Raw genomic sequence first — 23,750 nt, 5'->3', positions numbered from 1 at the left:
TGTTGTTACGGTTCCTTGCGTATCAAAGTCGAACGCTGCGCGATGGCCACAACATCGCCGTGCTGGTTCTTTCCGATATGTCGCAATGACACCACGCCTTCGCCGGGCCGCGATTTGCTTTCCCGTTTTCCCGTGCAGACCGTTTCGGCGTACAAGGTGTCGCCGTGGAACATCGGTTTGGGAAAGGCGATCTCCGAAAAACCCAGGTTCGCCACCAGCGTTCCCTGCGTCAGCTGACTCACCGACAGACCGACGATCGTCGAGAGCGTGAACATCGAGTTCACAAGGCGCTCCCCGCCGAATCCCGGTTGGGTTCCGGCGAAAGCAGCATCGAGGTGCAGCGCTTGGGAGTTCATGGTCAGTGTGGTGAACAGTACGTTGTCGGCCTCGGTGACCGTGCGCCCGGGTCGGTGCTCGTACACCGTGTCGATCTCGAACTCGTCGAACCACAAGCCACGCTGGGTCACCCGTCTGGGCTGCGCGGATGTCTGATGGAGCTCGCTCATCAGAACCCCAGTTCCCGCGCGATCAGCATGAGTTGCACCTCGGTGGTTCCCTCACCGATCTCGAGGATCTTCGAATCCCGGTAGTGGCGCGCAACCGGGTACTCGTTCATGAATCCGTAACCACCGTGAATCTGGGCGGCCGCACGGGCATTGTCCATCGCGGACTCACTGGAGACCATTTTGGCGATGGCCGCTTCCTTCTTGAAGGGCTTGCCGGCCAGCATTTTCGAGGCAGCGTGGTAATACGCGGTCCGCGCGGTGTGTGCCCTCGCCTCCATCCGGGCGATGGTGAATGCCACCGACTGGTATTCGCCGATCGCCTTACCGAACGATTGGCGCTCCTTGGCGTACTTCACGCTTTCATCGACGCAACCCTGTGCCACGCCCGTCGCCAACGCCGCGATCGCGATCCGGCCCTCATCGAGGATCGACAAGAAGTTCGCGTACCCACGGCCACGCTCGCCGAGCAGATTCTCCATGGGAACCCTGGCGTCCGAGAAGCTCAGCGGGTGCGTGTCGGAGGCGTTCCAGCCGACCTTGTTGTAGGCAGGTTCCGCCACGAATCCGGTTGTGCCGCTCGGCACGATGATCGTGGAGAGCTCCTTGCGCGGCCGTCCGTCCGGCCCGGGTGCCCGGTCGCCGGTGACTGCGGTGACCGTCACCAGCGAGGTGATGTCGGTACCGGAGTTGGTGATGAACTGCTTGGCGCCGTTGATGATCCAGTGATCACCGTCTTCTTTCGCCGTTGTGGCCGTCGCTCCGGCGTCCGAACCCGCCCCGGGCTCGGTCAATCCGAAGCCGGCCAACGCACGGCCCGCGGTCAGATCGGGAAGCCAGGTCTGCTTCTGCTCTTCACTGCCGAATCGGTAGATGGGCATCGCGCCCAGCCCTACCCCGGCCTCCAGGGTGATGGCCACCGACTGATCGACCTTCCCGAGTTCCTCCAGAGCGAGGGACAGTGCGAAGTAGTCGCCGCCCATGCCGCCGTACTCTTCCGGGAAAGGCAGCCCGAACAGGCCCATCTCACCCATCTGGCGCACCACGTCGTAGGGGAAGCTGTGTTCTGCATCGTGCTTCGCCGACACCGGCGCCACCACGGACTTCGCGAAATCGGCAACGGTTTTGCGGAGTTCGTCGTATTCCGTTGTCAGATCATCGGTCACGCTCATGCGGGGGTTCCTTCCGAATTGTCTACGATCGCCGGCTTGTCCACGACCGTTGCCAGCACGTGGCCGGACGTGACTTTGTCGCCGACGCCCACGTTCACGGTGAGATCACCGGAGCGCGGGGCGGTCAGGGTGTGTTCCATCTTCATCGCCTCGACCACCAGCACCGGTTCGCCGGCCTCGACCGCGTCGCCACCGGCATTGATCACGGCGACAACGGTTCCCGGCATCGGACTGGTGATCACGCCCAGGGCTTCGGTGGCGTCGGACGTCTTGAGAATCCGCGCCTTGCCGACTTCCCACGTGCCGGTTACCCCTGCGACCGTTCCGCTGACCCAGTAGGTGTGATCGGTGTCGGTGACATGTTCGAGCTGCGAGGTCGGCTTCGTCTCGGCGATCAGCCAGCGCCCGCCCGCACCGTCGATCGTCAGTCGCTCCCCGACCAGCGATGCCTTGGCGGTCCAGCCCCCGACGCTCACGTGGGCGTCGGTCTCGGGTCCGGTGACGTTCACGGTCACCACGTCATTGCCCACCTGCAGTCGGGTGCGAGTCGGTGCCGCCCCGCCGATCCGCCAGCCGACCTGGGAGGTCCACGGTGAATCACCGTGGCGGGCCTGCCTAACACGGTGCAGTCCGATGAGTGCCAACGCTTCCGGAGGTACCGGCGCAGGCCGGTAGTCCACGATCAATCGGTCGAGGAGCTCGGTATCGAGGTCGCCGGCGCGCACCTTCGGCTGATCGAGGACGAAATCACAGAAGTCGATGTTCGTCTGCAGGCCCAGCACGTGCGTGTCGGCAAGAGCGGCCCGGAGTCGATCGATGGCATCGTCCCGGTCCGTCCCGTGGACGATCACCTTTGCGAGCATGGGGTCGTAGTCGCTGCCGACCACACCACCGGTGACCATGCCCGAATCGACACGGATGCCGGGCCCGGACGGTTCGTCGACCAACAGCAGCGGTCCACCCGTGGGGAGAAAGCCTGCTGCCGGATCTTCCGCGTACACCCTGGCTTCGATCGCGTGCCCGGTCATCGAGACGTCGTCCTGCCCGAAGTCGAGCTTCTCACCGGCCGCAACCCGCAATTGCCACTCGACCAGATCGATGCCCGTGACCAGCTCGGTGACCGGATGTTCCACCTGCAGACGGGTGTTCATCTCCATGAAGAAGAACTCGTCGGGTTTGTGCGCGGAGACGATGAACTCCACGGTCCCGGCGCCGGTGTAACCGACCGATCGCGCGGCATCGCACGCAGCGGCCCCTATCCGCGCCCGGGTGACCTCGTCCAGCAAGACCGACGGCGCCTCTTCGATGACCTTTTGATGGCGGCGTTGCAGCGAACACTCGCGTTCACCCAGGTGGACCACGTTACCGTGGGTGTCCGCGAGGACCTGGACCTCGATGTGCCGCGGGGTGTCGACGAACCGCTCCATGAAGAGCGTGTCGTCGCCGAACGCGGCAGCGGCCTCCCGTCGTGCGGTGCGCAATGCGGCAGGCAGTTCGGCCGGATCTGCGACCCGGTGCATACCTTTGCCGCCACCGCCGGCGCTGGGCTTGATCAGCACGGGGAAACCGATATCGGATGCGGCACCGATCAATTCGTCGTCGGTGAGCCCCGGCCGTGAGATCCCGGGAACCACGGGAACATCACGCTCGGACACCGCGGCACGCGCCGCGATCTTGTCGCCCATCACCTCGATGGCCGTCGCAGGCGGCCCCAGGAAGATGATCGACGCCTCCGCCAGCGCCTTGGCGAAAGCGGAGTTCTCGGAGAGGAATCCGTAGCCGGGATGGACCGCGTCGGCACCCACCCGCTGGGCCGCACCGATCACCGCGTCGACGCTCAGATAGCTCTCGGTCGCGGCAGCAGGACCGATCCGTACCGCTTCGTCGGCGAGACTGACGTGCAGCGCATCGGAATCGGCGTCGGAATAGACGGCGACACTGCGGATTCCGGACGCCTTGAGCGTGCGGATCACCCGGCACGCGATCTCGCCGCGGTTGGCGATGAGGACCTTCTTGATCGATGTCATCTCACTCACATCCGGAAGACGCCGTAGGAGACCGGCGCAAGCGGCGCGTGACGCGCTGCAGCGAGTGCCAGTCCGAGGACGGTCCGGGTGTCGGCGGGATCGATCACGCCGTCATCCCAGAGTCGTGCGGTCGAATAGTAGGCGTCGGATTGGCGTTCGAACTGTTCGCGAATCGGCGATTTGAACTGTTCTTCGTCCTCGCTCGACCATTCGTCCCCGCCTCGCTCGATCTGATTGCGACGCACGGTGGCCAAGGTATCGGCGGCCTGTGGGCCCCCCATCACCGAGATGCGGGCGTTCGGCCACATCCACAAGAAACGCGGCGAGTACGACCTGCCACACATCGAATAGTTACCCGCCCCGAAAGATCCGCCGATCATCACGGTGAACTTGGGCACCCGCGCGCAGGCCACCGCGGTCACCATCTTGGCGCCGTTCTTCGCGATACCACCCTGCTCGTACTCTTTGCCCACCATGAATCCGGTGATGTTCTGCAGGAACACGAGCGGGATCTTGCGTTTGTCGCACAGTTCTATGAAATGCGCTCCCTTGAGCGCACTCTCGCTGAACAGGACGCCGTTGTTGGCGATGATGCCAACCGGGTGACCATGGATGTGGGCGAAGGCGGTCACCAGCGAGGTGCCGTACCCGGCCTTGAACTCGTTGTATTCGCCTCCGTCGGCGATGATCTGGATGACCGCGCGCACGTCGTACGGTGTTCGTGCGTCCGTGGGGACCACGTCGTAGAGGTCGGTCTGCGGCGCGCGTGGCTCGCGGATCGGCTCGACATCCCACTGCGCCGGTTCCACCGGACCGAGCGTGGCGACGATACCCCGGACCCGCTCGAGGGCGTCCTCGTCGTTGTCGGCGAGGTGATCGGTGACGCCGGAGACGGTCGAATGCATCAGTCCCCCACCCAGGTCCTCGGCGGTGACATCTTCACCGGTGGCTGCCTTCACCAACGGTGGACCCGCCAGGAAAATCGTGCCCTGATCGCGGACGATCACCGTCTCGTCGCTCATCGCGGGCACGTATGCGCCGCCCGCGGTCGACGATCCGAGGACAGCGGAGATCTGCGGGATACCTGCGGCACTCATGTTGGCCTGGTTGAAGAAGATCCGACCGAAGTGATCGCGGTCCGGGAACACCTCGTCTTGCTGGAGCAGCATCGCACCGCCGGAATCGACGAGGTAGATGCAGGGCAACCTGTTGGCAGCAGCGATCTCCTGTGCACGCAGATGCTTCTTGACCGTCACCGGGTAGTAGGTGCCCCCGGACACGGTGGCGTCATTGGCGATGATCAGGCATTCGCGGCCTGCGACGCGGCCGATCCCGGCGATCACACCGGCGGCAGGCGCCTTTCCGCCATACATGTCCTCGGCTGCGAGCGGTGCGATCTCGAGGAATGGGCTACCGGCATCGAGCAGCGTGTCGACGCGGTCCCGCGGGAGCAGCTTGCCGCGGCTGAGGTGGCGGTCACGCGCCTTGTCGCCCCCACCCAGGGCAACGCGATCGAGTCGGCGCCGCAGTTCGACGAGATTGCTCTCGTGCGCCTGCCGCCACTGGGCCGTGGCTGCCGTCGTGGACACCAATGTCCACCCCTTTCAGTTAGGAGCGATTAACTGAAATCACCATAAGTCCTGGCCTGACAATTGTCACGCAGTTCACCAGATTGATTGGCCGGGACGAGCGAACTCGCCCCGCCCGCGTGTGGCCCGCGTGCTCTGGACGAGGGAGCGAGGGAGCGCAGCGACTGAGTCGACTGAGGAAGAGCACGCGATAAAGGGCCACACGCCCCGCGTAGCGAAGCGGAGCGAAAAAACACAGCTGGTGAGACGAAGAAACAAACCCGACCCACTCACGACCCGACCACCACTCCCGTGACCACCGTCACAACCGTGCAGTACGATCGGCACTACCCACATGCACGTCTTCGTCCCACCACCCCCGGGACGGAACAACAACATAGAGAGCCGGGAAACACCCATGACCCTCGCAACGCAGCACCACAACGAAGGCGATCACGATCGCGACCCACTCGGCGGCAACGCCTCGCCCGTGGAGTCCTTCTCGCTCGATGACCGGTACACCAGAGAGACCGGAACCGTGTACCTCACCGGTATCCAGGCCCTGGTCCGTATGGTCCGTGACCGCGCAAGACTCGATCGCCGCCAGAACCTCGACACCGCCTCGTTCATCTCGGGCTACGAGGGTTCGCCGTTGGCGGGCTATGACCTCGAGATCGCCCGCCGAGCGCAGTACCTCGCTCCCTTCGACATCGTTCACCGCCCCGGCCTCAACGAGGAGATCGCCGCCACGTCGGTGATGGGCTCACAGGTCGCTGCCCAGGTCGGCACGCTCGCCGGGACCACCCAGGGCATCGTCGGCTACTGGTATGGAAAAGCTCCGGGTCTCGACCGCGCCACCGACGCCCTGCGGCACGCCAACATCATCGGAACCCACCCCACGGGTGGTGCCGTCGCGCTGGTCGGCGACGACCCCGGTGCGAAGAGTTCGACCGTTCCCTGCGCGTCCGAGATGGCTCTCGCCGACCTGTACATGCCGATCCTGTATCCCGCCGATTCGCAGGACATCCTCGATCTCGGCGTGCACGCCGCCATCATGTCCCGCGTGTCCGGCCTGTGGACGTCGATGAAGATCTCCGCTCACGTCGCCGACGGTGCCTCCACCGCCGACGTGCACCCCGATCGCATCCTGCCCGTGTACGGAGACCTGGGCACGAGCCCCCACGTTCCCAGCGGAAAGTTGCTGGGCGCCAACCTGATGGAACTCGAGCAGAACCAGCTCACCACCCGCCTGCCGCGGGCCATGGAGTACGCCCGCGTCAACCGGCTCAACCGGATCACCGCTCGCACCGCCGACGACCGCATCGGGATCGTCGCCGCAGGTAAGACCTACATGGATGTCCGGGAAGCCCTGCGGCTCATCGGCATCAGCGACGACGAACTGGCCGGGCTCGGGATCCGCATCCTCAAGATGGGCGTGGTCTACCCGTTCGAGCGCGAGATCATGAATGACTTCATCTCCGGTCTCGACGAGGTGATCGTGGTCGAGGAGAAGCGCGACTTTCTCGAGACGATGATGCGCGACATCCTGTTCCGCCGCCCGGACGTCCCCAACATCGTGGGCAAGACCAACGAGGACGGCTCGACCCTGTTCTCCCGGTTCGGCGAACTCGACATCGACTCGGTCACCCGCGGGCTCGCGAATCGATTGGGCAAGCAACACCGTGTCCCGGCCGCCATCAACTGGCTGGAGACCAAGGGGCGAGGCCGCGGCCGCATCGAACTGCCGCTGGCGGTACGCACCCCTTACTTCTGCTCGGGTTGTCCCCACAACAGCTCCACCAAGGTCGCCGACGGCACCCTCGTGGGCGCCGGGATCGGTTGCCACGCCATGGTCCTGCTCATGGATCCCTCTCAGGTGGGCAAGATCGCCGGGGTGACCCAGATGGGCGGCGAGGGCGCACAGTGGCTCGGCATGTCGCCGTTCGTGGACGAGCACCACTTCGTCCAGAACATCGGCGACGGCACCTTCATGCACTCGGGGTCGCTGGCCGTGCGGTCCGCGGTGGCCTCGGGCGCCAACATCACCTACAAGCTGCTGTTCAACGGCACCGTGGCCATGACCGGCGGGCAAGATCCGGTCGGCCAGATGACACTGCCCCAGATCGTGAATCTGCTACTGGCCGAACGTGTCCAGAAGGTGGTCGTCACCTCCGACGATCCCATCCGCACGCGCTCGCTGGGTCTACCCGGCGGCGTCGAGGTGCGCCCCCGGGACGAGATGATGCAAATTCAGCAAGATCTCGCGGCCACGCCCGGCGTCACCGTGCTCATCCATGACCAGGCCTGTGCCGCGGAGAAGCGCCGAAAGCGCAAGCGCGGCAAGGCCGAGACCCCGAAGCAGCGCGTGATGATCAACGAGCGCATCTGCGAGGGCTGCGGCGATTGCGGCGAGAAGAGCAACTGCCTGTCGGTGCATCCGGTGGAGACGGACTTCGGACGCAAGACCCATATCGACCAGAGTTCATGCAATCTCGACTTCTCGTGCCTCAAGGGCGACTGCCCGTCATTCGTCACCGTCACCCCGTCGGACAAGGAACGGGTGCGCCAGACCGTCGCAGACATCGCGGCCGGCGTCCTGCCCGCCCCGTCGGTCACGAAGGACATCAACGACGGTTTCACGTTGCGCGTCACCGGAATCGGCGGCACGGGCGTGGTGACGGTGTCGCAGATCATCGCCACCGCCGCAGTCCTGGACGGGCATGTCTCCCGCACCGTCGACATGACCGGGCTCGCACAGAAGGGCGGCGCCGTGGTCAGCGATGTGAAGGTCAGTGCCCGCGTCGTCGAGCAGGCCGCCAAGGTCGCCTCCGGCGACTGCGACCTCTACCTCTCATGTGACGGTCTGGTCGGGGTCGACCCCGCCAACCTGAAGGTCGCGTCACCGGACAAGACGACGGCGGTCGTCTCGACCACCAAGATCCCGACCGGCGCCATGGTCATCGACACCTCGATCTCGTATCCGGCGGATTCGGAGATCTCGTCGTCGATCAACCGGTCCGTTCGCCGGGGCATCTACATCGACTCGGGAGCACTGACCCTCGACCTGTTCGGTGACGAGCAGTTCGCGAACATGCTGATGGTCGGCGCGGCCTATCAGTCCGGGGCGATGCCGATCTCGGCCGAATCGATCGAGCGGGCCATCGACCTCAACGGTGTTGCGACCGAGCGCAACCTGCAGGCATTCCGGCGCGGGCGTCAGGTTGTCGCCGACCGCGACGCTGTCAGCGCGGCCATCGCGGAAACGCACCCGGCACCGGCGCCATGGGAGCCCAGTGCCAGGGCCGTCGCTCTCACGGCACCGATCGCGACCGTGAGTCCTGAGGTGATCGCCACCGTGCAACGCCGTATCGACGAACTCGCCGAATACCAGGATCTCGCCTACGCGACCGACTACGCGCAGTTCGTCGAACGGGTTGCCCGCACCGAGGACGATCCCACGACGTCCGGACTCACCGACACCGTGGCCCGGAACCTGTTCAAGCTCATGGCATACAAGGACGAGTACGAGGTCGCCAGGCTCACCCAGGACACCGCATTCGCCACCGAGGTCGCCGATCAGTTCGGCGCCGACGCCAAGGTCGCGGTTCGCCTGCACCCACCGACCCTGCGGGCATTGGGAATGAAGAACAAGATCGCGATCGGTCGCTGGGGTGTGCCCGCGATGTCGGCGCTGGCCAAGGCGAAGCGACTGCGCGGAACCAGACTCGATCCGTTCGGGCGCGCCGCGGTGCGGCAGACCGAACGTGCGCTCATCGGCGAGTACCGGGACCTGATCACCCGCGTGCTCACCGCCATGGCCGACGGCACCATCGGTGCTCCGCAGCGGCACAGCGTCATCGCCCTCGCGGATCTGCCGGACATGGTCCGGGGCTACGAGGACATCAAGATGGGCAACGTCGAGCGCTATCGCGCTGCGGTCGCTAAACAGTCTGCAGCCCTGGGCATCTGATCCCGCGAACGCGCCACCTTTCCGAAGACGATCCACCTGTAGGTGGATCGTCTTCAGACAATCGGATCGTTTGCGCGATAAGCGGTCCGTCAGCTCAACAAAGCCGAATAAGCCATCTGAGCGAGCAACGCGGACTGGCGAGCGGCGTCGAGTTCGGGCAATCGGGGTGATGAGTTGATCAGTCCGAACACTGCTTGAACCCGGGTCTGGGCCTCTTGCCGTGGCATCGGGTCGCTCAGGCGCACGAGTACATCGGTCCACAACTCGACGTACTTGCGCTGCAACCGACGGACTTCGCGTCTGGCTTCGGGTGTGAGCGACGACATGTCCCGATCCTGGACCGTGATCAGTTCGGGCTCGGTCGTGGCGAAGCGCACGTGGAAGTCGATAAGTCCTGCCAGCGCGGTCTCGTCGTCGTCCGACCGCCTCAGAACATCCTGGCCCCCGCCGAAAAGGCGTTGGGAGATGTCGACGAGCATCTCTGCGAGAACTGCGTCCTTGCCAGAGAAGTGCCGGTACATGGCCGGCCCGCTGATGCCCACTGCGGCGCCGATGTCCTCCAGCCGGACACCCGCGAATCCGCGTTCAGCCATCAACCTCGCGGCGGCCGCCAGCAACTCCCGTCGCCGGGCAGCCTTCGCCTGGCCACGACGGGTCACCGGCGAGGCAGCAGTTGGTTCTTGGGTGGTCATGAGGTTTGCACCCGGAACTTGCTGAGCGTGAGAGCGATTGCGCTCCAGTCCAGATGCTCGATCGCGATGCCGTTCATGAGCGCCTCGGCAGCGTCCACATCGAAATCGGCGCTCAAATCGATTTCGTTCAGTCCGAGCAACAGCCAGGCCGCGGCCCACGCAGTTCGCTTGTTTCCATCGACCAGTGGGTGATTCAGACAGAGCGAGTGCATCAACGCAGCCGCCTTGTCAACATCCGTCGGGTAAGCATCGATCCCGAAAACACTGGTCTGTGGACGCGCTATAGCAGCGGCCAGCAGACCCTCATCGCCCACAACGACGGTGAAGCCACAGGCCACCGACCCGACGGTGAGAACTTCATCCCGCGTGGGGAAAAGCGTCATGCCAGGCGCCGATTCAATTCCGCCGACTTCTGGGCGATACTATTCGCCAGTTCCGCAACTCTTGCCTTACGCGCACTCGCCGCTTCTACGGCTGCGGCATGCACAAACGGTTTGAGCGCGACTCCCTCGCGAGCGGCGGCGACTCGTAGCGCTTCCATTTCTTGATCAGTGAAGCTGATGTTGAGCGATGCCATTGGTGACCTCCTGGACTCGCGGGCACCCTAAATGGTACCAAGATTGGCACCGCAACGCTCGCGAGTACCGATGGAGCGAGCCGATAGCCACCCCGGCAGAACGGGCATCGTCGCCAAAGTGGTTGACCTGCAATGATTTGGGTGCGGGAATTAGACCTCGGGACTCTAGGTAATCCGCCGACCGTGCCCTTGTTTGCGTCGAGCGGGCCTTTGCCCGACCCGACTACGGCGGCGAGGTCGATTGACGTCCGAAAGAGCACGCTCGCCGCACGGAAGGAGACGATCGACGGTCGGATGGGCACGGTCGACGGCGTTATCGGCACGGTCAGCGGCGTTGTCGGCACGGTCGGCGGCTACCAGGCGTAGATGACGCGAGTGCGCAACACGACGTCCTGCACCGATCGTCGGCGACGATCGACCGCGACCCAGGCAAGTCCGATCGGGAAGAAGGCACAGAAGAGGGCACGCAGCAGGCACCGCGACGGGCCGATGCGCTTGCCGTTGCGGCTCACCACTTCCAGGCCCATGGCGACCGAACCGACGGTGCGGCCCGACACCAGCCAGCAGCCGGCGAGATAGACGACCGCGGTCGTGTAACCCACGACTCCGGTGAAGAGGATGCCCGGACTCGGCGGGGAAAAAGAGCCAGAATTGAACAACAACGACAGCAGCAGAAGACCCAGGTACATCGCGCCGAGGATCACCGCGACCGTGCCCACATCAATCCCGGCCGCGACACCGCGGCTGACGATTCCGGCAGACCGGCTGTCCAGGTCGTCGCTGCTGGTGTGCGGCGGTTGGGGGGCCAGTTCGCTCATGAACGGCCCGCAGGCGGGCTACCGGGCTCGCGGCGGTGTACATCGACAACGACCTCGGTTATCGATGTCGCCGAGTTCGGGACCGACGCCGCCGGACTCGAGCCGTTCAGTGCGGGCTTGGCGCGAGGAGGCGGCGCCGACCGGCCCAGGAGACGACCGAACACCCCGGCCACCACGTCGTCGGCGCGGGCGCCCTGCACCCGGACGTCGTCGAGCACGCCTGTTGTCAGGGTGGTTGTCGACTCGCGGACGATCGCCTGCAGATCGACGCCGTCGATGATCTCGTTCGCCAGGCCGATCAGGTCGACCCGACCGATGACCGCCTCGATGTCGATCTTCGCGGCAACCGCGTCGAGGTCCACACCGCTGACGGCCCGGTTCAGATCCACGGTCTCGATGACGGCGTCCAGGTCTACCCGGTTCAGGATGGCGTCGATGTCGATCCGTGCGGCGATGGTGTCCAGATCGATCACGGTGGCGATCTCGTTGATGTCCACGTGGCGTTTGACGAGTTCGGTGAGATCGACTTCGACGACGAGGGCTTCGATCACCTCCCGGATGATGACCTTGAGAGCAGCGCGGATCAGGTCCAGGGCGCCGGCGAGGGCCTGCTCCCCCAACGCGATCGCTTCTGCCGTCGTCCGTGCCAGAACCGGGCCGACGACCGGTATACGGGAGGCAAATGAGTACACCGATCCGGCTCGTCGAGCCAGGCCGGACCCCAATGTTCCGCCGGTGACCATGCGCGTGCGGTTCCTTCACTCGCCTACCAGTAAGACTCAGAACATTACTCGCCAAACCCTGAACTACACCGATCATGGCAAAGGGCGCCGGTTCGAGTGAACCGACGCCCTTCGACGAGCGAACGTGTGGCGGGAAGCCTTACAGGTTCTTGTAGATCTCGCGCGCGAGATCGGCGGTCTCGGACGGCGTCTTGCCGACCTTCACGCCTGCAGCCTCGAGTGCGTCCTTCTTGGCCTGAGCGGTGCCCGAGCTGCCCGAGACGATGGCGCCGGCGTGGCCCATGGTCTTGCCCTCGGGAGCGGTGAAGCCTGCGACGTAGCCGACGACCGGCTTGGTGACGTTGGCCTTGATGTAGTCGGCTGCGCGCTCTTCTGCGTCACCGCCGATTTCACCGATCATCACGATGACCTTGGTGTCGGGGTCCTGCTCGAACGCCTCGATGGCGTCGATGTGGGTGGTTCCGATGACCGGGTCGCCGCCGATGCCGATGGCGGTCGAGAAGCCGATGTCACGGAGCTCGTACATCATCTGGTAGGTCAGGGTGCCCGACTTGGAGACCAGGCCGATGCCGCCGGTGCCGGCGATGTTCGCCGGGGTGATGCCGACCAGCGACTCACCGGGGGTGATGATGCCGGGGCAGTTCGGTCCGATGATCCGGGTCTTCTTGCCCTTGGAGACGTTGTAGGCCCACGCGTACGCGCTGTCCTGCACCGGGATTCCCTCGGTGATGACGACGAGCAGCGGGATCTCGGCATCGATGGCCTCGATGATCGCGTCCTTGGCGAACTTCGGCGGCACGAAGGCGATCGACACGTCGGCGCCGGTCTCCTTGATGGCCTCGGCGACGGTACCGAACACGGGCAGCTCGACGCCGCCGTCATGGCTGACGGTGGTGCCGGCCTTGCGGGCGTTCACGCCGCCGACGACCTGGGTGCCTGCCTTGAGCATCAGTGCGGTGTGCTTGGTGCCTTCACCGCCGGTGATGCCCTGAACGATGACCTTAGAATCTTTGTTCAGAAAAATCGACATTGATCTGTTGCTCCTACTTGCTCGCCAGTTCGGCGGCCTTGTCGGCGCCACTGTCCATGGTCTCGGCGAGCGTCACCAGAGGATGATTCGCGTCGGCGAGGATCTTGCGGCCTTCTTCGACCTTGTTACCGTCGAGGCGAACAACGAGTGGCTTGTTGGCGTCGTCGCCGAGCTTCTTCAGCGCACCGACGATGCCGTTGGCGACCGCGTCACACGCGGTGATGCCACCGAAGACGTTCACGAACACGCTCTTGACCTGCTCGTCGCCCAGGATGACGTCGAGACCGGCGGCCATGACCTCGGCCGAGGCGCCGCCACCGATGTCCAGGAAGTTCGCAGGCTTGACGCCATTGTGCTTCTCACCGGCGTAGGCGACGACATCGAGCGTCGACATGACGAGTCCGGCACCGTTGCCGATGATGCCGACCTGGCCGTCCAGCTTGACGTAGTTCAGATCGTTCTCTTTGGCCTTGAGCTCGAGAGGATCGGTTGCGTCCTTGTCCTCGAACTCGCCGTGGCCGGGCTGGCGGAAGTCAGCGTTGGCGTCGAGGGTGACCTTGCCGTCGAGGGCGAGGATCTCATCGGTCGGCGTCCGGACGAGGGGGTTGACCTCGACGAGGAGTGCGTCCTCGTTGATGAAGACCTCCCACAGCTTCTGGATGGTGTTGGCCGCGGCGTCGAGCACCTCGGCGGGCAGCTTGCCGGCTTCGGCGATCTCGCGTGCGAACGCGAGGTCGACACCCTTGACGGCGTCGACGGGGATCTTGGCCAGGGCGTCGGGGTTCTCCTCGGCGGTGACCTCGATCTCGACGCCACCTTCGACCGAGCACATGGCCAGGTAGGTGCGGTTGGTGCGGTCGAGCAGGAAGGAGATGTAGTACTCCTCAGCGATGTCACTCGCCTCTGCGACCAGCAGCTTCTTGACGACGTGGCCCTTGATGTCGAGGCCGAGAATCGATTCGGCGTTTGCGACTGCCTCGTCGACGTCCTTGGAGTACTTGACGCCGCCGGCCTTGCCGCGGCCACCGACCTTCACCTGTGCCTTGACCATCACGGGCTTGCCGATTTCTTCGGCGATCTGCCGTGCGCCATCGACGGTGTCGGTAACACGGCCGGCCGAGGTCGGCACCTCATGCTTGGCGAAGAGCTCCTTCGCCTGGTATTCGAAGAGATCCATTCAGCTCACCATCTCGTAGATTTGCCCGCAGTTGGTGTTGCGGGCCGAAGTGACTGTAACGCCGCGAGAAACAGCGCTTATCACTGCTCCCGCAGCTTGTGCTACAGATCACTGGCACGGTCCCGTTCACCGGAACCTCACGCTCGCACGCCCACGTCCGGTGAGGTGACCTGCGAACCAGCAACGGACAAAGCGTACGCACCGTAGTGATCCACCTCACAACAAGCACCCCAATTCCCGCGTCCGGTTGCGCGCGTCGCAATCGTTTCGTTACCGTCGCTGAGTCAGTAAGGTCACGGATCCATCACACCGAATCCGTGCGGACGCGCCGACGCACTCGCAGCGGCTGTCCGATCGCAGCTAGAAAGGCCCAATCTGTTGTCAGCTCGTGGAACGATCTCCGGTGGCGGCGCGCCAGCGCTCCCCTCGGCCCGAACCCACGATGAGCTGTCGGCAGACATGCGTCACGACGAGATCACCTCGATCATTCCCCTTGAAGAGTTCGGCCTAGAGCAGTACGCCGACGGCCCGCTGACCGAATGGCGGAACGAATCCCGGACCACCGGCGGTCGCCGTCGTGCTGACCGTTCCGGCGCCCGGCGCTTTGATCGCGACGCCTACGACCAACCACGACCCGCCGAGATCACTCAAGACATCGTCGTCGCCGAGATCGAGTTCGACGAGTACGCCCACGAGCATCCTTTCGAGATCCAGGGCGCCGAGTACGACGACTTCGAACCAGAGTCCGACGAGTCGCTGTGGGCGCCACAGAAGCAGCGTTCCCCGCGTCGCGGATCCGGTAAACATCGCATCGCGGCGCCGCCACAGGCCCTCAAGGGTCGCGCCGCACTGCTGGCGGTCGCTGCAGGCGCCGCGGTCGCAGCAGCCACGGGAAGCTTCGCCCAACCAATCGATGACACCGCCCAGTCGACGACTCCGACGCCCGTGGCCGTCACCAATGGCGACACCGATGGTCCGGCTGCCGGAATCGCCGGTGCGCCCGCACCGGCCAACATGGACACCTTCACCAGTCAGCTTGCCGAGGGACAGGAGATCGCCGAGGCGAAAGCTCAGGCGGACGCCGCAGCTCGCATCCCGCTGTTCGTCTCGCCGATCGCGCCTGGCGCGTACACCTTCACCTCCACCTACGCGAACCGCTGGGGCGCGTTCCACGGCGGCATCGACATGGCCGCGCCCCTGGGGACGCCCATCCATGCCGCCACCGACGGCGAAGTGATCGACGCCGGACCGGCATCGGGATACGGCAACTGGGTGCAGATCAAGTCCGACGACGGCACCGTCACCATGTACGGCCACATGGCCTCGAGCGGCGTGCTGGTCACCAAGGGTCAGAAGGTCACCGCAGGCCAGATCATCGCTCTCGTCGGCAGTGAAGGCTTTTCCACCGGCCCGCACCTGCACTTCGAGGTCTGGAAGAACGGCACGATGAAAATCGATCCGGCTCCCTGGCTCGCCTCGCACGGCATCAGCCTCGCCTCGTACACCGGCAGCTGACTTCCGCTCTCCACAAAACCCACCCGTTGCACGACCACCGGTTGTCGAAACGGGTGATGGTGCCTGGAACGGGTGGGTTTGCTGCTGTCCGCTAGAGCTTTTCGACGGGTAGTCCACCGAGGGACATGAGGGTGATCCGGCCGGCACTGCCGAAGTCGAACATCACCCGCTCGGTTGGTCCGGAACCCTCTTTGCCGACAACCTTGCCCATGCCGTACTTGGGATGGGTGACCCGATCGCCCACCTCTACGTGAATCTGTTTGTTGCGCCCCCGCGTCGGCGATCCGAATGACTCCTGACGACGTGATCCGCCACCGAAGGACCGCTGCTCACCGAACCCGCTACCGCCGAAGCCCCGGCCGTTGTCGCCGTAGTCGCGGCTGCCGTCACTTGATCGACGACCCATGCTGCGCTTCGGTTCAGTGCGCCGCCAATCGATGAGATGTTGCGGAATCTCCTGCAGGAAGCGCGATTCCGGGTTCTGCATCGGCGTGCCCCACGCCGAACGGACCATCGCCCTGCTCAGGTACAGTCGCTTGCGCGCCCGGGTGATCCCGACGTAGGCGAGACGGCGCTCTTCCGACAGCTCGGCCGGATCTCCGAGCGCACGCATGTGCGGGAATTGCCCGTCCTCCCAACCGGTCACGAAGACCACCGGGAACTCGAGGCCCTTCGCCGTGTGCAGCGTCATCAGTGTCACGACGCCGTCCTCGTCGTCGGGGACCTGATCGGCGTCGGCCACCAGGGCCACCCGCTCCAAAAATGCTGCGAGAGAACCCGGGTCGGGTTCACCCGCATCGGCGGCCAAGCCGTCGTCGTCACCATTGTCCAACTGCGTCTCCGGCGGTTCTGCAGCCGCAGCCTCGGCGCTGAATTCTCTTGCCACCGAGATGAGTTCGTTGATGTTGTCGAGTCGGGCCCCGTCTTGCGGGTCGGACGAACCCTCCAGTTCGTAGCGATATCCGGTACGCTCGGCGATCGCCTCCACCAATTCCCCGATGTCGCCTGCCTCGCTACCGGCATCAACCGATGCCACGTCGGCATCCGACGATCCGGCCGCGCCGAAACTCGACAGGAAATCGTTGCGCAGACCTTCGATGAGTTCGACGAAGCTCGAGATCTGTTTGACCGCACGGGTTCCCAGGAGCGGCACCTTGCCCTCGGCGCCGTCGATCAATGCCTGGTAAAAGCTCGTCCCGGTGTTCTCCGAATGCACCGCCACGCAAGCCTCGGCCCGGTCACCGATACCGCGGCGGGGGGTGTTGAGGATGCGGCGCAGGCTCACGGTGTCGTCCGGGTTGGCCACCGCCCGCAGATAGGCGACGATGTCGCGGACTTCTTTGCGCTCGTAGAAACGCACCCCACCGACCACCTTGTAGGGAATGCCGAGCCGGATGAACACCTCTTCCAGAGCACGTGAAGCCGTGTTGGTGCGGTAGAACGCCGCGATCTCCGAGTACTTGAAATCCCCTGTGTCCGAGAGGGAATCGATCTCGCGGGCGATGAACTGCGCCTCATCGTGCTCGTTGTCGGCGACGTACCCGACGATCAGCTCCCCGTCTCCACTGTCGGTCCACAGCTTCTTCTCCCGACGCCCCGCGTTGCGGGAGATCACCGCGTTGGCGGCCGACAAGATGGTCTGGGTCGAACGGTAATTCTGTTCGAGCAGAATGGTTTCGGTGTCCGGGAAGTCGCGTTCGAACTCCTCGATGTTTCGGATGGTGGCGCCGCGAAACGCGTAGATGGACTGATCCGCGTCGCCGACCACACAGAGTTCGGACGGGCTGACGTTCCCGACGCCGCCGGTGCCGACGAGCTCCCGCACCAGGATGTACTGGGCGTGGTTGGTGTCCTGGTACTCGTCGACCAGCACGTGCCGGAACCGGCGCCGGTAGTACTCGGCGACCTCGGGAAACGCCTGGAGCAGTCCTACGGTCTCACCGATCAGGTCGTCGAAGTCGAACGCGTTCGCCGAGCGCAGTCGTTGTTGGTACTGCCGGTAGATCTGCGCGATGGTCACCAGCGCGGGTTCGGCCTTCTCCTCCGCGTCCGCGATCGCGGCATCGGGATCGATGAGTTCGTTCTTGTAGTTCGAGATCGCGATCGAGACGCCGCGCGGACTGAACTTCTTGGGGTCCAGGTCCAGATCGCGCACGATCATCGACAACAGGCGTTTCGAATCGTCGGCGTCGTAGATCGAGAAATTGGAGTTCATCCCGGCGAGCAACGTCGCCTGGGCGCGCAAGATGCGGACGCAGGTGGAGTGGAACGTGCTGACCCACATGCGATGGGCACGCGGGCCCACGAGATCGGCCACCCGCTCTCGCATCTCCGCCGCGGCCTTGTTGGTGAAGGTGATGGCCAACACCTGACCGGGGGTGACATCCCGTTCGGCGAGCAGGTATGCGATCCGGCGGGTGAGCACCGCAGTCTTGCCCGAACCCGCACCTGCCACGATCAGCAGCGGCGACCCCGAGTGCAGGACGGCCGCCCGTTGCTGAGGATTGAGTCCATCGAGGAGCTCGCGAGCGCGACTCGACTCGGACTGCGGAGTGTCCTGCAGGTTTCCAGTGGCCATACCCGGGAGCGCGGGGTGCGGAGCAGTGCTTTTCATCGTGTTCCAAAGTTACCCGCTGACCCCGACAGTTCCTCCATCACGGCGCGGATCAGGCCTTCGGTAACATCATCGCCACGTGATCTGGGGGCACATGATGAAAAGTAAGGCTCTGCCGGGAGCGCTACTCGGGGCTGCAGTCGTGGCCCTGGTCGCGGTGCTCGTGCTGATTTTCCTGCCGCGAAGCGCCGACGGGACCGCCAGCGCGCCCGCCTCCGTCCTGGCCTACAAATCACTCACCGAGGTCGCGACCGCGTTTGCCGATCAGCCGGGCGCGAAATACACCGGTTCGGTCACCGCGGGCGAGATGAAGATCAACCTCACCGACGTCGAGGTCTCGGCCAGCGGCGATCTGCAGGGTCGGATCAAGGTCGGTGGAGAGTCTGCGGAGATCATCGGGGTCAACGGCCTGACATACGCCAAGGGTTCGGCCAGCTTCTGGAAGAGCCAGCTCGAGAAGCCCAAGATGAACTACGAGGCCGTCGCGAGCGGCTGGGCCAAGCTCGATCCGGCGACCTTCCCGAATCTCGGTTGGTTGCTGGCCCCACCCAACCTCGCCTTCGCGCTGTCCAATGACGAAGAGGCGGTGGATCTGGAGTCCAAGGGGCAGCCCGTCGGACTCATCGACACCCCCGACGGCCGCTTCCTGCCTGCAGGACTGCCCGATGTGATCGTCGAAGGCGACAACACCTTCGTCTCGGGTGGCACCATGCGCGCGACCACCGGACCGAACAAGAACCTGACGACGGTCAAGGGTCCGATCACCCAGACGGGCGGCGAGCGAGTCGAGGTCGACGTCTCGGTGGAGCCCATCGGGCCCAACGAGATCGGACGGCTGTACGACCGGATCGATGCCCAGGCTCAGACCCTCGCCCACATCCCGGCGCCGTACCTGAGCCCGAACTTCGACGCCAGCGGATTCCGGCTCACGGTGTCACCGTGCTCGCCGCCGATATGCGAGTACATCGTCACCTACGTCGCCAGGACGCCCAACGCGACACAACCCGGGTCCATCACGGTGGTCGGCGACATGACGCTGACCCTCAACGATCGCCCCGTCGGTGGCACGTGCACCCGCACCGTCACGGTTCCGCTCAACGGTCAGGGCGAGACGCGCTGCCCCTTCACGGTTCCCAACGAGGACGGCACCCTCAAAGGCGATGTGGCGTACGTGTTCACCGCATACGTCGATCAGGACCCCACGGTGCTGACCCGGGCCCTGGCCGCCAACGAGCAGATCTCCACTGCGGAGGCGCAAGGCATCTGGACCCCGACCGGTTTCAAGGGCGACCTCGCCGCCAGGGACTACAACCTGCAGGTGACCGGCGCACCGTCGACCTACACCTACGTCGTGAACGACGAGGCCTTCGACGGACGCGCTCCCGACGGCACCCTGCTGATGACGTTCGGTCCCGGCTATTCAGCCAACATCGGCAGCAATGGCGCACTGGACACGGGATGGGCGGGCACCGACGCCCTCGTCGACACCGCCAGAGCACAGATCAAGGCGGCCCGGTCGACACCGGTGCGCTGGGTCTTCGCCGAACAGGATGCCGCGGATGCGACGGCAAAGACGCTCGAGGACAACGGCGTACGGGGTATCGACATCGTGGTGGTACCGCCGGCCGAGTAGGTCAGGGCGAACGGACGACCTCGCCGACCCGCGCTGCACCCAGGTGCAACTCCACGCCCGGCGTCAACGGCCGCACCTGCAGCGCCGTGCCGGAGCCCTGGAGTTGGACGTAGGCCGAATGCAGGCCGGCCTGCACGGGAACGGTCACCGGATCACCACCGGCGAGGCCGATCTGCAGTTCACCGTCGGTGTTGGCGCAGTACGGCAAGGCCACCGTCCAGAGCCAGTCGAGGAGCGGCCCGTCCAGATCGATCGTCGCCGGACCCGTGATCTCCGGATCATCGCAAGCACCCGCTCCGGCCTCGGTGGTACGTCGCGGAGTGACTTCGGCGGGAGTCAGGTGCCCGTTGTCGTCGAGGACCTGGAGTTTGTCGGTCCATCGGCCGAACTCGGGCCGATCGTCCAGTCCGGCGAACACCTTGCTCACCTGGTTATAGGGATAGGCGACCGGCAGCAAAACCAGCAGCGGTAGCGGATGGTCGAACATCGGGGTGTCCTGTGCCTCGGAGAGCGAGGTCCGCGCGTTCGCCAGGTAGTCGGCGGTGGGGTCGTCGCGCCATTCGGCCGAGAATCGCACCGTCGATACGAGCGAACTCCCGATGAACGCGAGCACCGCGGCGATTGCGACCGGCCGGAGCCACCGCGGCACCTCATCGACCTCGTGGGAACGAGATCGTTTCGGGGCCAGCAGGATGAGCGTGAAGCCGATGGCGATCACCAGCGCGCTGTCGGGCAGGTAGCGGAGGGTCTGGGCGAGTTCGAGCGCGGTGTTCTCGCTGGTGCGGCTCCACAGCAGCGGCACCTGCAGCACCGCGACGTAGCCGATCACCGCGCCGATCACCCAACCCGACCGCCGCCGCGACCACAGGGCGTAGGCGACTGCGCCGATTACCACCAGCCAACCAACCGCCATCAGCCACCACGACGGGAAGCCCATCGGTGGGCTCGGTACCCATCGTTCCCAGAACCAGGGACCGCCAACGGTTCCCGGGACCACGCCTTTGTTGATCGACCGCCACATGAGGGCGATGGTCTGGGTGATCGAGTGCTCGCCCGCGGTGGCGGAGGTGAGCGCCAGGTAGCCCACCGCCCACACTGCGGTGATCGCGATCAGACCGATCCAGAGCTCACGTGCGGCGTTCCACGCCGAATGCAGCGCGGCCCGCGCTCCGCGGTCATCGGCGAGCAGACACCACAGGAACGCTGTGGCCACAGCGACCGGCGCGATCAGCACGGACTTCTCGAAGAACGCCAGCGCCACCACGAAGACCACCAGCGAACGGATGATCACCCGACGCCGATCCACCTCGCCCCGACACAGCTGCACCACATCCGCCGCCACGATTGCCATGCCGATCTGCAGCGGCAACGTGTTGAGGCCCGCAGCCCACCAGTTGTATGCGGGCACGGTCATCGGGGTGAAGAGGTAGAAGGCGAGCGGCACCAAGACCGCAGGCCGAAAGCGACCGGCGATCAGCACGAGCAACCGGAGCACCGCCGCAGACGCGAGCAGCTGACCGATAACCAGTGTGATCGCGGGCAGCGCCCAGTTCAGCGGGGCGATTTCCGTGGTGATGCCTGCGAGGAGAAACGCTGCGGGCATGAGGTGTCCGTCGTGGTCGTGCATGAGGAAGTCCCACGAGAAGATCGACTCCTCCGACGCCCGGCCGATCAGGATGAGGTCGTCCCAATAGAAGTTCCCTCGGGCCACCAGCCAGGTACGAACGGCGAGCTGTATCACGATCAGGCCCAGCGCGACCGGGACCACCCACCGCGCGGCCTGAGTCACCGCGCCGGCCGTGGGGCCGGTCGGTGGCAGAAGGGTCGAAGCGCGCCGATGCATCGGACCACTCTTACCAGTGGCACCACCTCGCGTGGCACACTTGGGCGCGTGACTGCTGACCAGCCAATCGATGTGTCCGGGCTTAATCTGGGCTCTGACGTGGGCGATATCCCCGAAGACATCGAAGAGTTGCGCTCTGAGATCGACCGTGTCGACGCGATCATCCTCGCTGCCATCAAGCGCCGCACCGCAGTCTCCAAGAAGGTCGGTCAGACCCGCATGGCCACCGGTGGCCCCCGTTTGGTGCACAGCCGCGAGATGAAGGTCCTCGACCGTTTCAGCGAGCTGGGTCAAGAAGGTCACACCCTCGCCATGTTGCTGCTCCGGCTCGGTCGCGGCCCGCTCGGTCGCCAGTAACAAATCAGTCCGCAGTCTTGGGCATCAGCAATCCCACCGCCAGAGCCGCCGCCAGAACTGCGATGGATGCCAGCAGCAGAGCACTCTGCATCCCGCTCGCGAAGGCGACGTCGGCGTGCGCGGCGATCTGACCACCCGCATGTGAGGCGCCCGCAAACGATTCCCTGGCCTTCTCCAGCAATTCCGCGGGAACCTGCGGGAGTTCCAGATTGTTGCGGTAGCCCTGGGTCAGCACGCTGCCGAGAACAGCGATACCGAGTGCACCTCCGACCTCGCGGGACAGATCGTTCATCGCCGACGCAACGCCTTGCTGCGCCCTCGGGAGCGCTCCGGTGATGGCGCTGGTGGCCGGTGTCATCGCGGTACCCATCCCGATGCCGAGTGGGATCAGCCCGGCAAGCAGCAGCCAGTACGAGCTGGTGACGTCGAGTCGTGAGAGCACGAGCAGCCCGGCCGAGACCAGGACCAGTCCGACGACGCAGACCGGACGCGAACCGAACTTCTCGGTCAGTCGGGGCGCGAGTCGGGCCGAAGGCATCATCACCGCAGCCAAAGGGAGCATCGACACCGCCGAGATCAGCGGCGAGTCACCGCGCACCATCTGCAAGTACTGCAGGACAACGAAGATGAAGCCGAAGAACGCGAAGAATTGCATGAAGATCGAAAGACTGCCTGCGCTCAGCCCGCGGCGGGCGAAGATGCGGGGGTTGAGCATCGGGTTCGCGGTGCGCAGTTCGAACAGGATGAACAGCGCCAGGATCACGAGCCCGCCGACGATGCCGGCCAGCGTCCGCGCGCTGAGCCACCCGGCTTCGGGCGCCTCGATGATCGAGTAGACGACCACCACGAGCCCCGCGACGGACAGCGCTGCGCCGATGAGGTCGAGCTTGGGTGCGGATGCGTCGGCAGATTCCGGGACGACTCTCCAGGCAGCCACGATGGCAATGGCGGCCAATGCCACATTCAGACCGAACACCGAACGCCACGAGAAGAACTCCAGCAATGTGCCCGAAGCCAGCAATCCGAGGATCGCACTGCCGCCGGCGACGCCGGCCCAGACCCCAACCGCTTGCGGGCGCTTGTCGTCCGGAAACGTGCTGGTGATGGTCGACAGCGTGGCGGGCATGACGAGCGCGGCACCCAGTCCCATCAGCCCGCGCAACCCGATCAACTCGGACGCCGACCCCGCGGTCATCGCCACGATCGAGGCGACACCGAAGATCGCCAATCCGGCCAGCAACGTCTTGCGACGACCGTAACGGTCTCCGATCGCCCCGGCCGGCAGCAGCAGGGAGGCGAAGATCAGCGAGTACGCGTCGATGATCCACGACAACTGCGTCTGACTCGCGTGGGTCGAACGTGCGATGTCGGGGAGGGCGACGTTCAGCGACGACATCGCGGCGACCACTGCCGCCAGGGCCAGGCACACCACGATCATCACGGCTCGCGTGTTGATCGGCTTCTGGGTTGTGGGCGACATGGTCATCATGACTGATCCTTCGACGTGAACC

General features: G+C 65.0%; 19 protein-coding genes. 5 read left to right on the top strand and 14 right to left on the bottom strand.

Translation table 11 applies throughout. The annotated features are described in order from the left end of the window. Nucleotides 1-5 precede the first annotated feature (5 nt). From BFL43_RS19315 to BFL43_RS19300, 4 genes are read right to left on the bottom strand one after another with little or no spacing between them, the layout of a single operon-like run. Nucleotides 6-506, bottom strand: a complete 501-nt coding sequence (locus BFL43_RS19315; protein ID WP_084894098.1) for a MaoC family dehydratase — start codon at nucleotides 504-506, stop codon at nucleotides 6-8. Continuing rightward, nucleotides 506-1,675, bottom strand: a complete 1,170-nt coding sequence (locus BFL43_RS19310) for an acyl-CoA dehydrogenase family protein (RefSeq protein ID WP_084894097.1) — start codon at nucleotides 1,673-1,675, stop codon at nucleotides 506-508. The genes BFL43_RS19315 and BFL43_RS19310 overlap by 1 nt, the downstream gene beginning before the upstream one ends. Then, on the bottom strand, nucleotides 1,672-3,702 hold the full coding sequence (locus BFL43_RS19305) for an acetyl/propionyl/methylcrotonyl-CoA carboxylase subunit alpha (protein WP_084894156.1): 2,031 nt from the start codon (nucleotides 3,700-3,702) through the stop codon (nucleotides 1,672-1,674). Before BFL43_RS19305 ends, BFL43_RS19310 begins: the two co-directional genes overlap by 4 nt. Nucleotides 3,703-3,707: 5 nt before the next feature. After that, complete coding sequence (locus tag BFL43_RS19300) at nucleotides 3,708-5,294, bottom strand: carboxyl transferase domain-containing protein (RefSeq protein ID WP_143695420.1); 1,587 nt, start codon at nucleotides 5,292-5,294, stop codon at nucleotides 3,708-3,710. A 394-nt stretch (nucleotides 5,295-5,688) separates the two neighbouring features. Here BFL43_RS19300 and BFL43_RS19295 point away from each other — a divergent pair, with 394 nt between their 5' ends. After that, a complete protein-coding gene (locus BFL43_RS19295; protein ID WP_084894095.1) occupies nucleotides 5,689-9,240 on the top strand; it encodes an indolepyruvate ferredoxin oxidoreductase family protein in 3,552 nt (1,183 codons plus the stop codon). Nucleotides 9,241-9,329: 89 nt separating this feature from the next. Here BFL43_RS19295 and BFL43_RS19290 read toward each other — a convergent pair whose 3' ends face one another. The 3 genes from BFL43_RS19290 to BFL43_RS19280 are packed head-to-tail and all read right to left on the bottom strand — an operon-like array spanning nucleotide 9,330 to nucleotide 10,509. Beyond that, nucleotides 9,330-9,932 carry a TetR/AcrR family transcriptional regulator gene (locus tag BFL43_RS19290; protein ID WP_084894094.1) on the bottom strand — a complete coding sequence of 201 codons (603 nt, stop codon included), beginning with the start codon at nucleotides 9,930-9,932 and terminating at the stop codon, nucleotides 9,330-9,332. After that, a complete protein-coding gene (locus BFL43_RS19285; protein ID WP_084894093.1) occupies nucleotides 9,929-10,315 on the bottom strand; it encodes a Fic family protein in 387 nt (128 codons plus the stop codon). The genes BFL43_RS19290 and BFL43_RS19285 overlap by 4 nt, the downstream gene beginning before the upstream one ends. Beyond that, nucleotides 10,312-10,509: an antitoxin Phd gene (locus tag BFL43_RS19280; protein WP_084894092.1), complete on the bottom strand. Its 198-nt coding sequence runs from the start codon at nucleotides 10,507-10,509 to the stop codon at nucleotides 10,312-10,314. Before BFL43_RS19280 ends, BFL43_RS19285 begins: the two co-directional genes overlap by 4 nt. 210 nt (nucleotides 10,510-10,719) lie before the next feature. On the opposite strand from BFL43_RS19280, the gene BFL43_RS19275 reads away from it, so the two are divergent. Further along, entirely contained in the window at nucleotides 10,720-10,875 is a 156-nt protein-coding gene (locus BFL43_RS19275) for a hypothetical protein (protein ID WP_168176675.1), read from the top strand. On the opposite strand, the gene BFL43_RS19270 is transcribed toward BFL43_RS19275, so the two are convergent. The 4 genes from BFL43_RS19270 to sucC all read right to left on the bottom strand — a co-directional run bounded on the left by BFL43_RS19270 (nucleotide 10,863) and on the right by sucC (nucleotide 14,277). Further along, nucleotides 10,863-11,327: an RDD family protein gene (locus BFL43_RS19270; RefSeq protein ID WP_084894090.1), complete on the bottom strand. Its 465-nt coding sequence runs from the start codon at nucleotides 11,325-11,327 to the stop codon at nucleotides 10,863-10,865. The genes BFL43_RS19275 and BFL43_RS19270 overlap by 13 nt on opposite strands. After that, nucleotides 11,324-12,070, bottom strand: a complete 747-nt coding sequence (locus BFL43_RS19265; protein WP_084894089.1) for a hypothetical protein — start codon at nucleotides 12,068-12,070, stop codon at nucleotides 11,324-11,326. Before BFL43_RS19265 ends, BFL43_RS19270 begins: the two co-directional genes overlap by 4 nt. A gap of 139 nt (nucleotides 12,071-12,209) precedes the next feature. Continuing rightward, complete coding sequence (gene sucD, locus BFL43_RS19260; RefSeq protein ID WP_084894088.1) at nucleotides 12,210-13,100, bottom strand: succinate--CoA ligase subunit alpha; 891 nt, start codon at nucleotides 13,098-13,100, stop codon at nucleotides 12,210-12,212. 13 nt (nucleotides 13,101-13,113) lie between these two features. After that, nucleotides 13,114-14,277 carry an ADP-forming succinate--CoA ligase subunit beta gene (gene sucC, locus BFL43_RS19255; RefSeq protein ID WP_084894087.1) on the bottom strand — a complete coding sequence of 388 codons (1,164 nt, stop codon included), beginning with the start codon at nucleotides 14,275-14,277 and terminating at the stop codon, nucleotides 13,114-13,116. A gap of 378 nt (nucleotides 14,278-14,655) precedes the next feature. On the opposite strand from sucC, the gene BFL43_RS19250 reads away from it, so the two are divergent. Continuing rightward, a complete protein-coding gene (locus BFL43_RS19250; RefSeq protein ID WP_240498361.1) occupies nucleotides 14,656-15,792 on the top strand; it encodes a M23 family metallopeptidase in 1,137 nt (378 codons plus the stop codon). 91 nt (nucleotides 15,793-15,883) lie between these two features. Here BFL43_RS19250 and BFL43_RS19245 read toward each other — a convergent pair whose 3' ends face one another. Further along, a complete protein-coding gene (locus BFL43_RS19245) occupies nucleotides 15,884-18,370 on the bottom strand; it encodes a UvrD-helicase domain-containing protein (RefSeq protein WP_143695430.1) in 2,487 nt (828 codons plus the stop codon). Between the two features lie 133 nt (nucleotides 18,371-18,503). Between BFL43_RS19245 and BFL43_RS19240 the strand changes: the two genes are divergently transcribed. After that, nucleotides 18,504-20,039: a hypothetical protein gene (locus BFL43_RS19240; protein WP_143695418.1), complete on the top strand. Its 1,536-nt coding sequence runs from the start codon at nucleotides 18,504-18,506 to the stop codon at nucleotides 20,037-20,039. A gap of 1 nt (nucleotide 20,040) precedes the next feature. Here BFL43_RS19240 and BFL43_RS19235 read toward each other — a convergent pair whose 3' ends face one another. Beyond that, nucleotides 20,041-21,882 (bottom strand): hypothetical protein, encoded by a 1,842-nt coding sequence (locus tag BFL43_RS19235; protein ID WP_240498360.1) that lies wholly within the window; start codon nucleotides 21,880-21,882, stop codon nucleotides 20,041-20,043. Between the two features lie 48 nt (nucleotides 21,883-21,930). Here BFL43_RS19235 and BFL43_RS19230 point away from each other — a divergent pair, with 48 nt between their 5' ends. Beyond that, nucleotides 21,931-22,239, top strand: a complete 309-nt coding sequence (locus BFL43_RS19230; protein ID WP_240498359.1) for a chorismate mutase — start codon at nucleotides 21,931-21,933, stop codon at nucleotides 22,237-22,239. Nucleotides 22,240-22,243: 4 nt separating this feature from the next. On the opposite strand, the gene BFL43_RS19225 is transcribed toward BFL43_RS19230, so the two are convergent. Next, nucleotides 22,244-23,728, bottom strand: a complete 1,485-nt coding sequence (locus BFL43_RS19225; RefSeq protein WP_084894081.1) for an MFS transporter — start codon at nucleotides 23,726-23,728, stop codon at nucleotides 22,244-22,246. Between the last annotated feature and the right edge of the window lie 22 nt (nucleotides 23,729-23,750).

This window comes from Williamsia sp. 1135, assembly GCF_002095395.1.
GTDB lineage: Bacteria > Actinomycetota > Actinomycetes > Mycobacteriales > Mycobacteriaceae > Williamsia.
Note: the sequence above shows the minus strand (reverse complement) of the source record. Positions and strands in the feature narration are given on the sequence as shown.

Excerpts from the sequence above, each read along its gene's own strand:
- BFL43_RS19245 (WP_143695430.1), bottom strand. The coding sequence starts at position 18,370 with ATGGCCACTGGAAACCTGCAGGACACTCCGCAGTCCGAGTCGAGTCGC.
- BFL43_RS19270 (WP_084894090.1), bottom strand. The coding sequence starts at position 11,327 with ATGAGCGAACTGGCCCCCCAACCGCCGCACACCAGCAGCGACGACCTG.
- BFL43_RS19225 (WP_084894081.1), bottom strand. The coding sequence starts at position 23,728 with ATGATGACCATGTCGCCCACAACCCAGAAGCCGATCAACACGCGAGCC.
- BFL43_RS19235 (WP_240498360.1), bottom strand. The coding sequence starts at position 21,882 with ATGCATCGGCGCGCTTCGACCCTTCTGCCACCGACCGGCCCCACGGCC.
- BFL43_RS19310 (WP_084894097.1), bottom strand. The coding sequence starts at position 1,675 with ATGAGCGTGACCGATGATCTGACAACGGAATACGACGAACTCCGCAAA.
- BFL43_RS19290 (WP_084894094.1), bottom strand. The coding sequence starts at position 9,932 with ATGACCACCCAAGAACCAACTGCTGCCTCGCCGGTGACCCGTCGTGGC.
- BFL43_RS19280 (WP_084894092.1), bottom strand. The coding sequence starts at position 10,509 with ATGGCATCGCTCAACATCAGCTTCACTGATCAAGAAATGGAAGCGCTA.
- BFL43_RS19285 (WP_084894093.1), bottom strand. The coding sequence starts at position 10,315 with ATGACGCTTTTCCCCACGCGGGATGAAGTTCTCACCGTCGGGTCGGTG.
- BFL43_RS19240 (WP_143695418.1), top strand. The coding sequence starts at position 18,504 with ATGAAAAGTAAGGCTCTGCCGGGAGCGCTACTCGGGGCTGCAGTCGTG.
- BFL43_RS19295 (WP_084894095.1), top strand. The coding sequence starts at position 5,689 with ATGACCCTCGCAACGCAGCACCACAACGAAGGCGATCACGATCGCGAC.
- sucD (WP_084894088.1), bottom strand. The coding sequence starts at position 13,100 with ATGTCGATTTTTCTGAACAAAGATTCTAAGGTCATCGTTCAGGGCATC.
- BFL43_RS19315 (WP_084894098.1), bottom strand. The coding sequence starts at position 506 with ATGAGCGAGCTCCATCAGACATCCGCGCAGCCCAGACGGGTGACCCAG.
- BFL43_RS19305 (WP_084894156.1), bottom strand. The coding sequence starts at position 3,702 with ATGACATCGATCAAGAAGGTCCTCATCGCCAACCGCGGCGAGATCGCG.
- sucC (WP_084894087.1), bottom strand. The coding sequence starts at position 14,277 with ATGGATCTCTTCGAATACCAGGCGAAGGAGCTCTTCGCCAAGCATGAG.
- BFL43_RS19265 (WP_084894089.1), bottom strand. The coding sequence starts at position 12,070 with ATGGTCACCGGCGGAACATTGGGGTCCGGCCTGGCTCGACGAGCCGGA.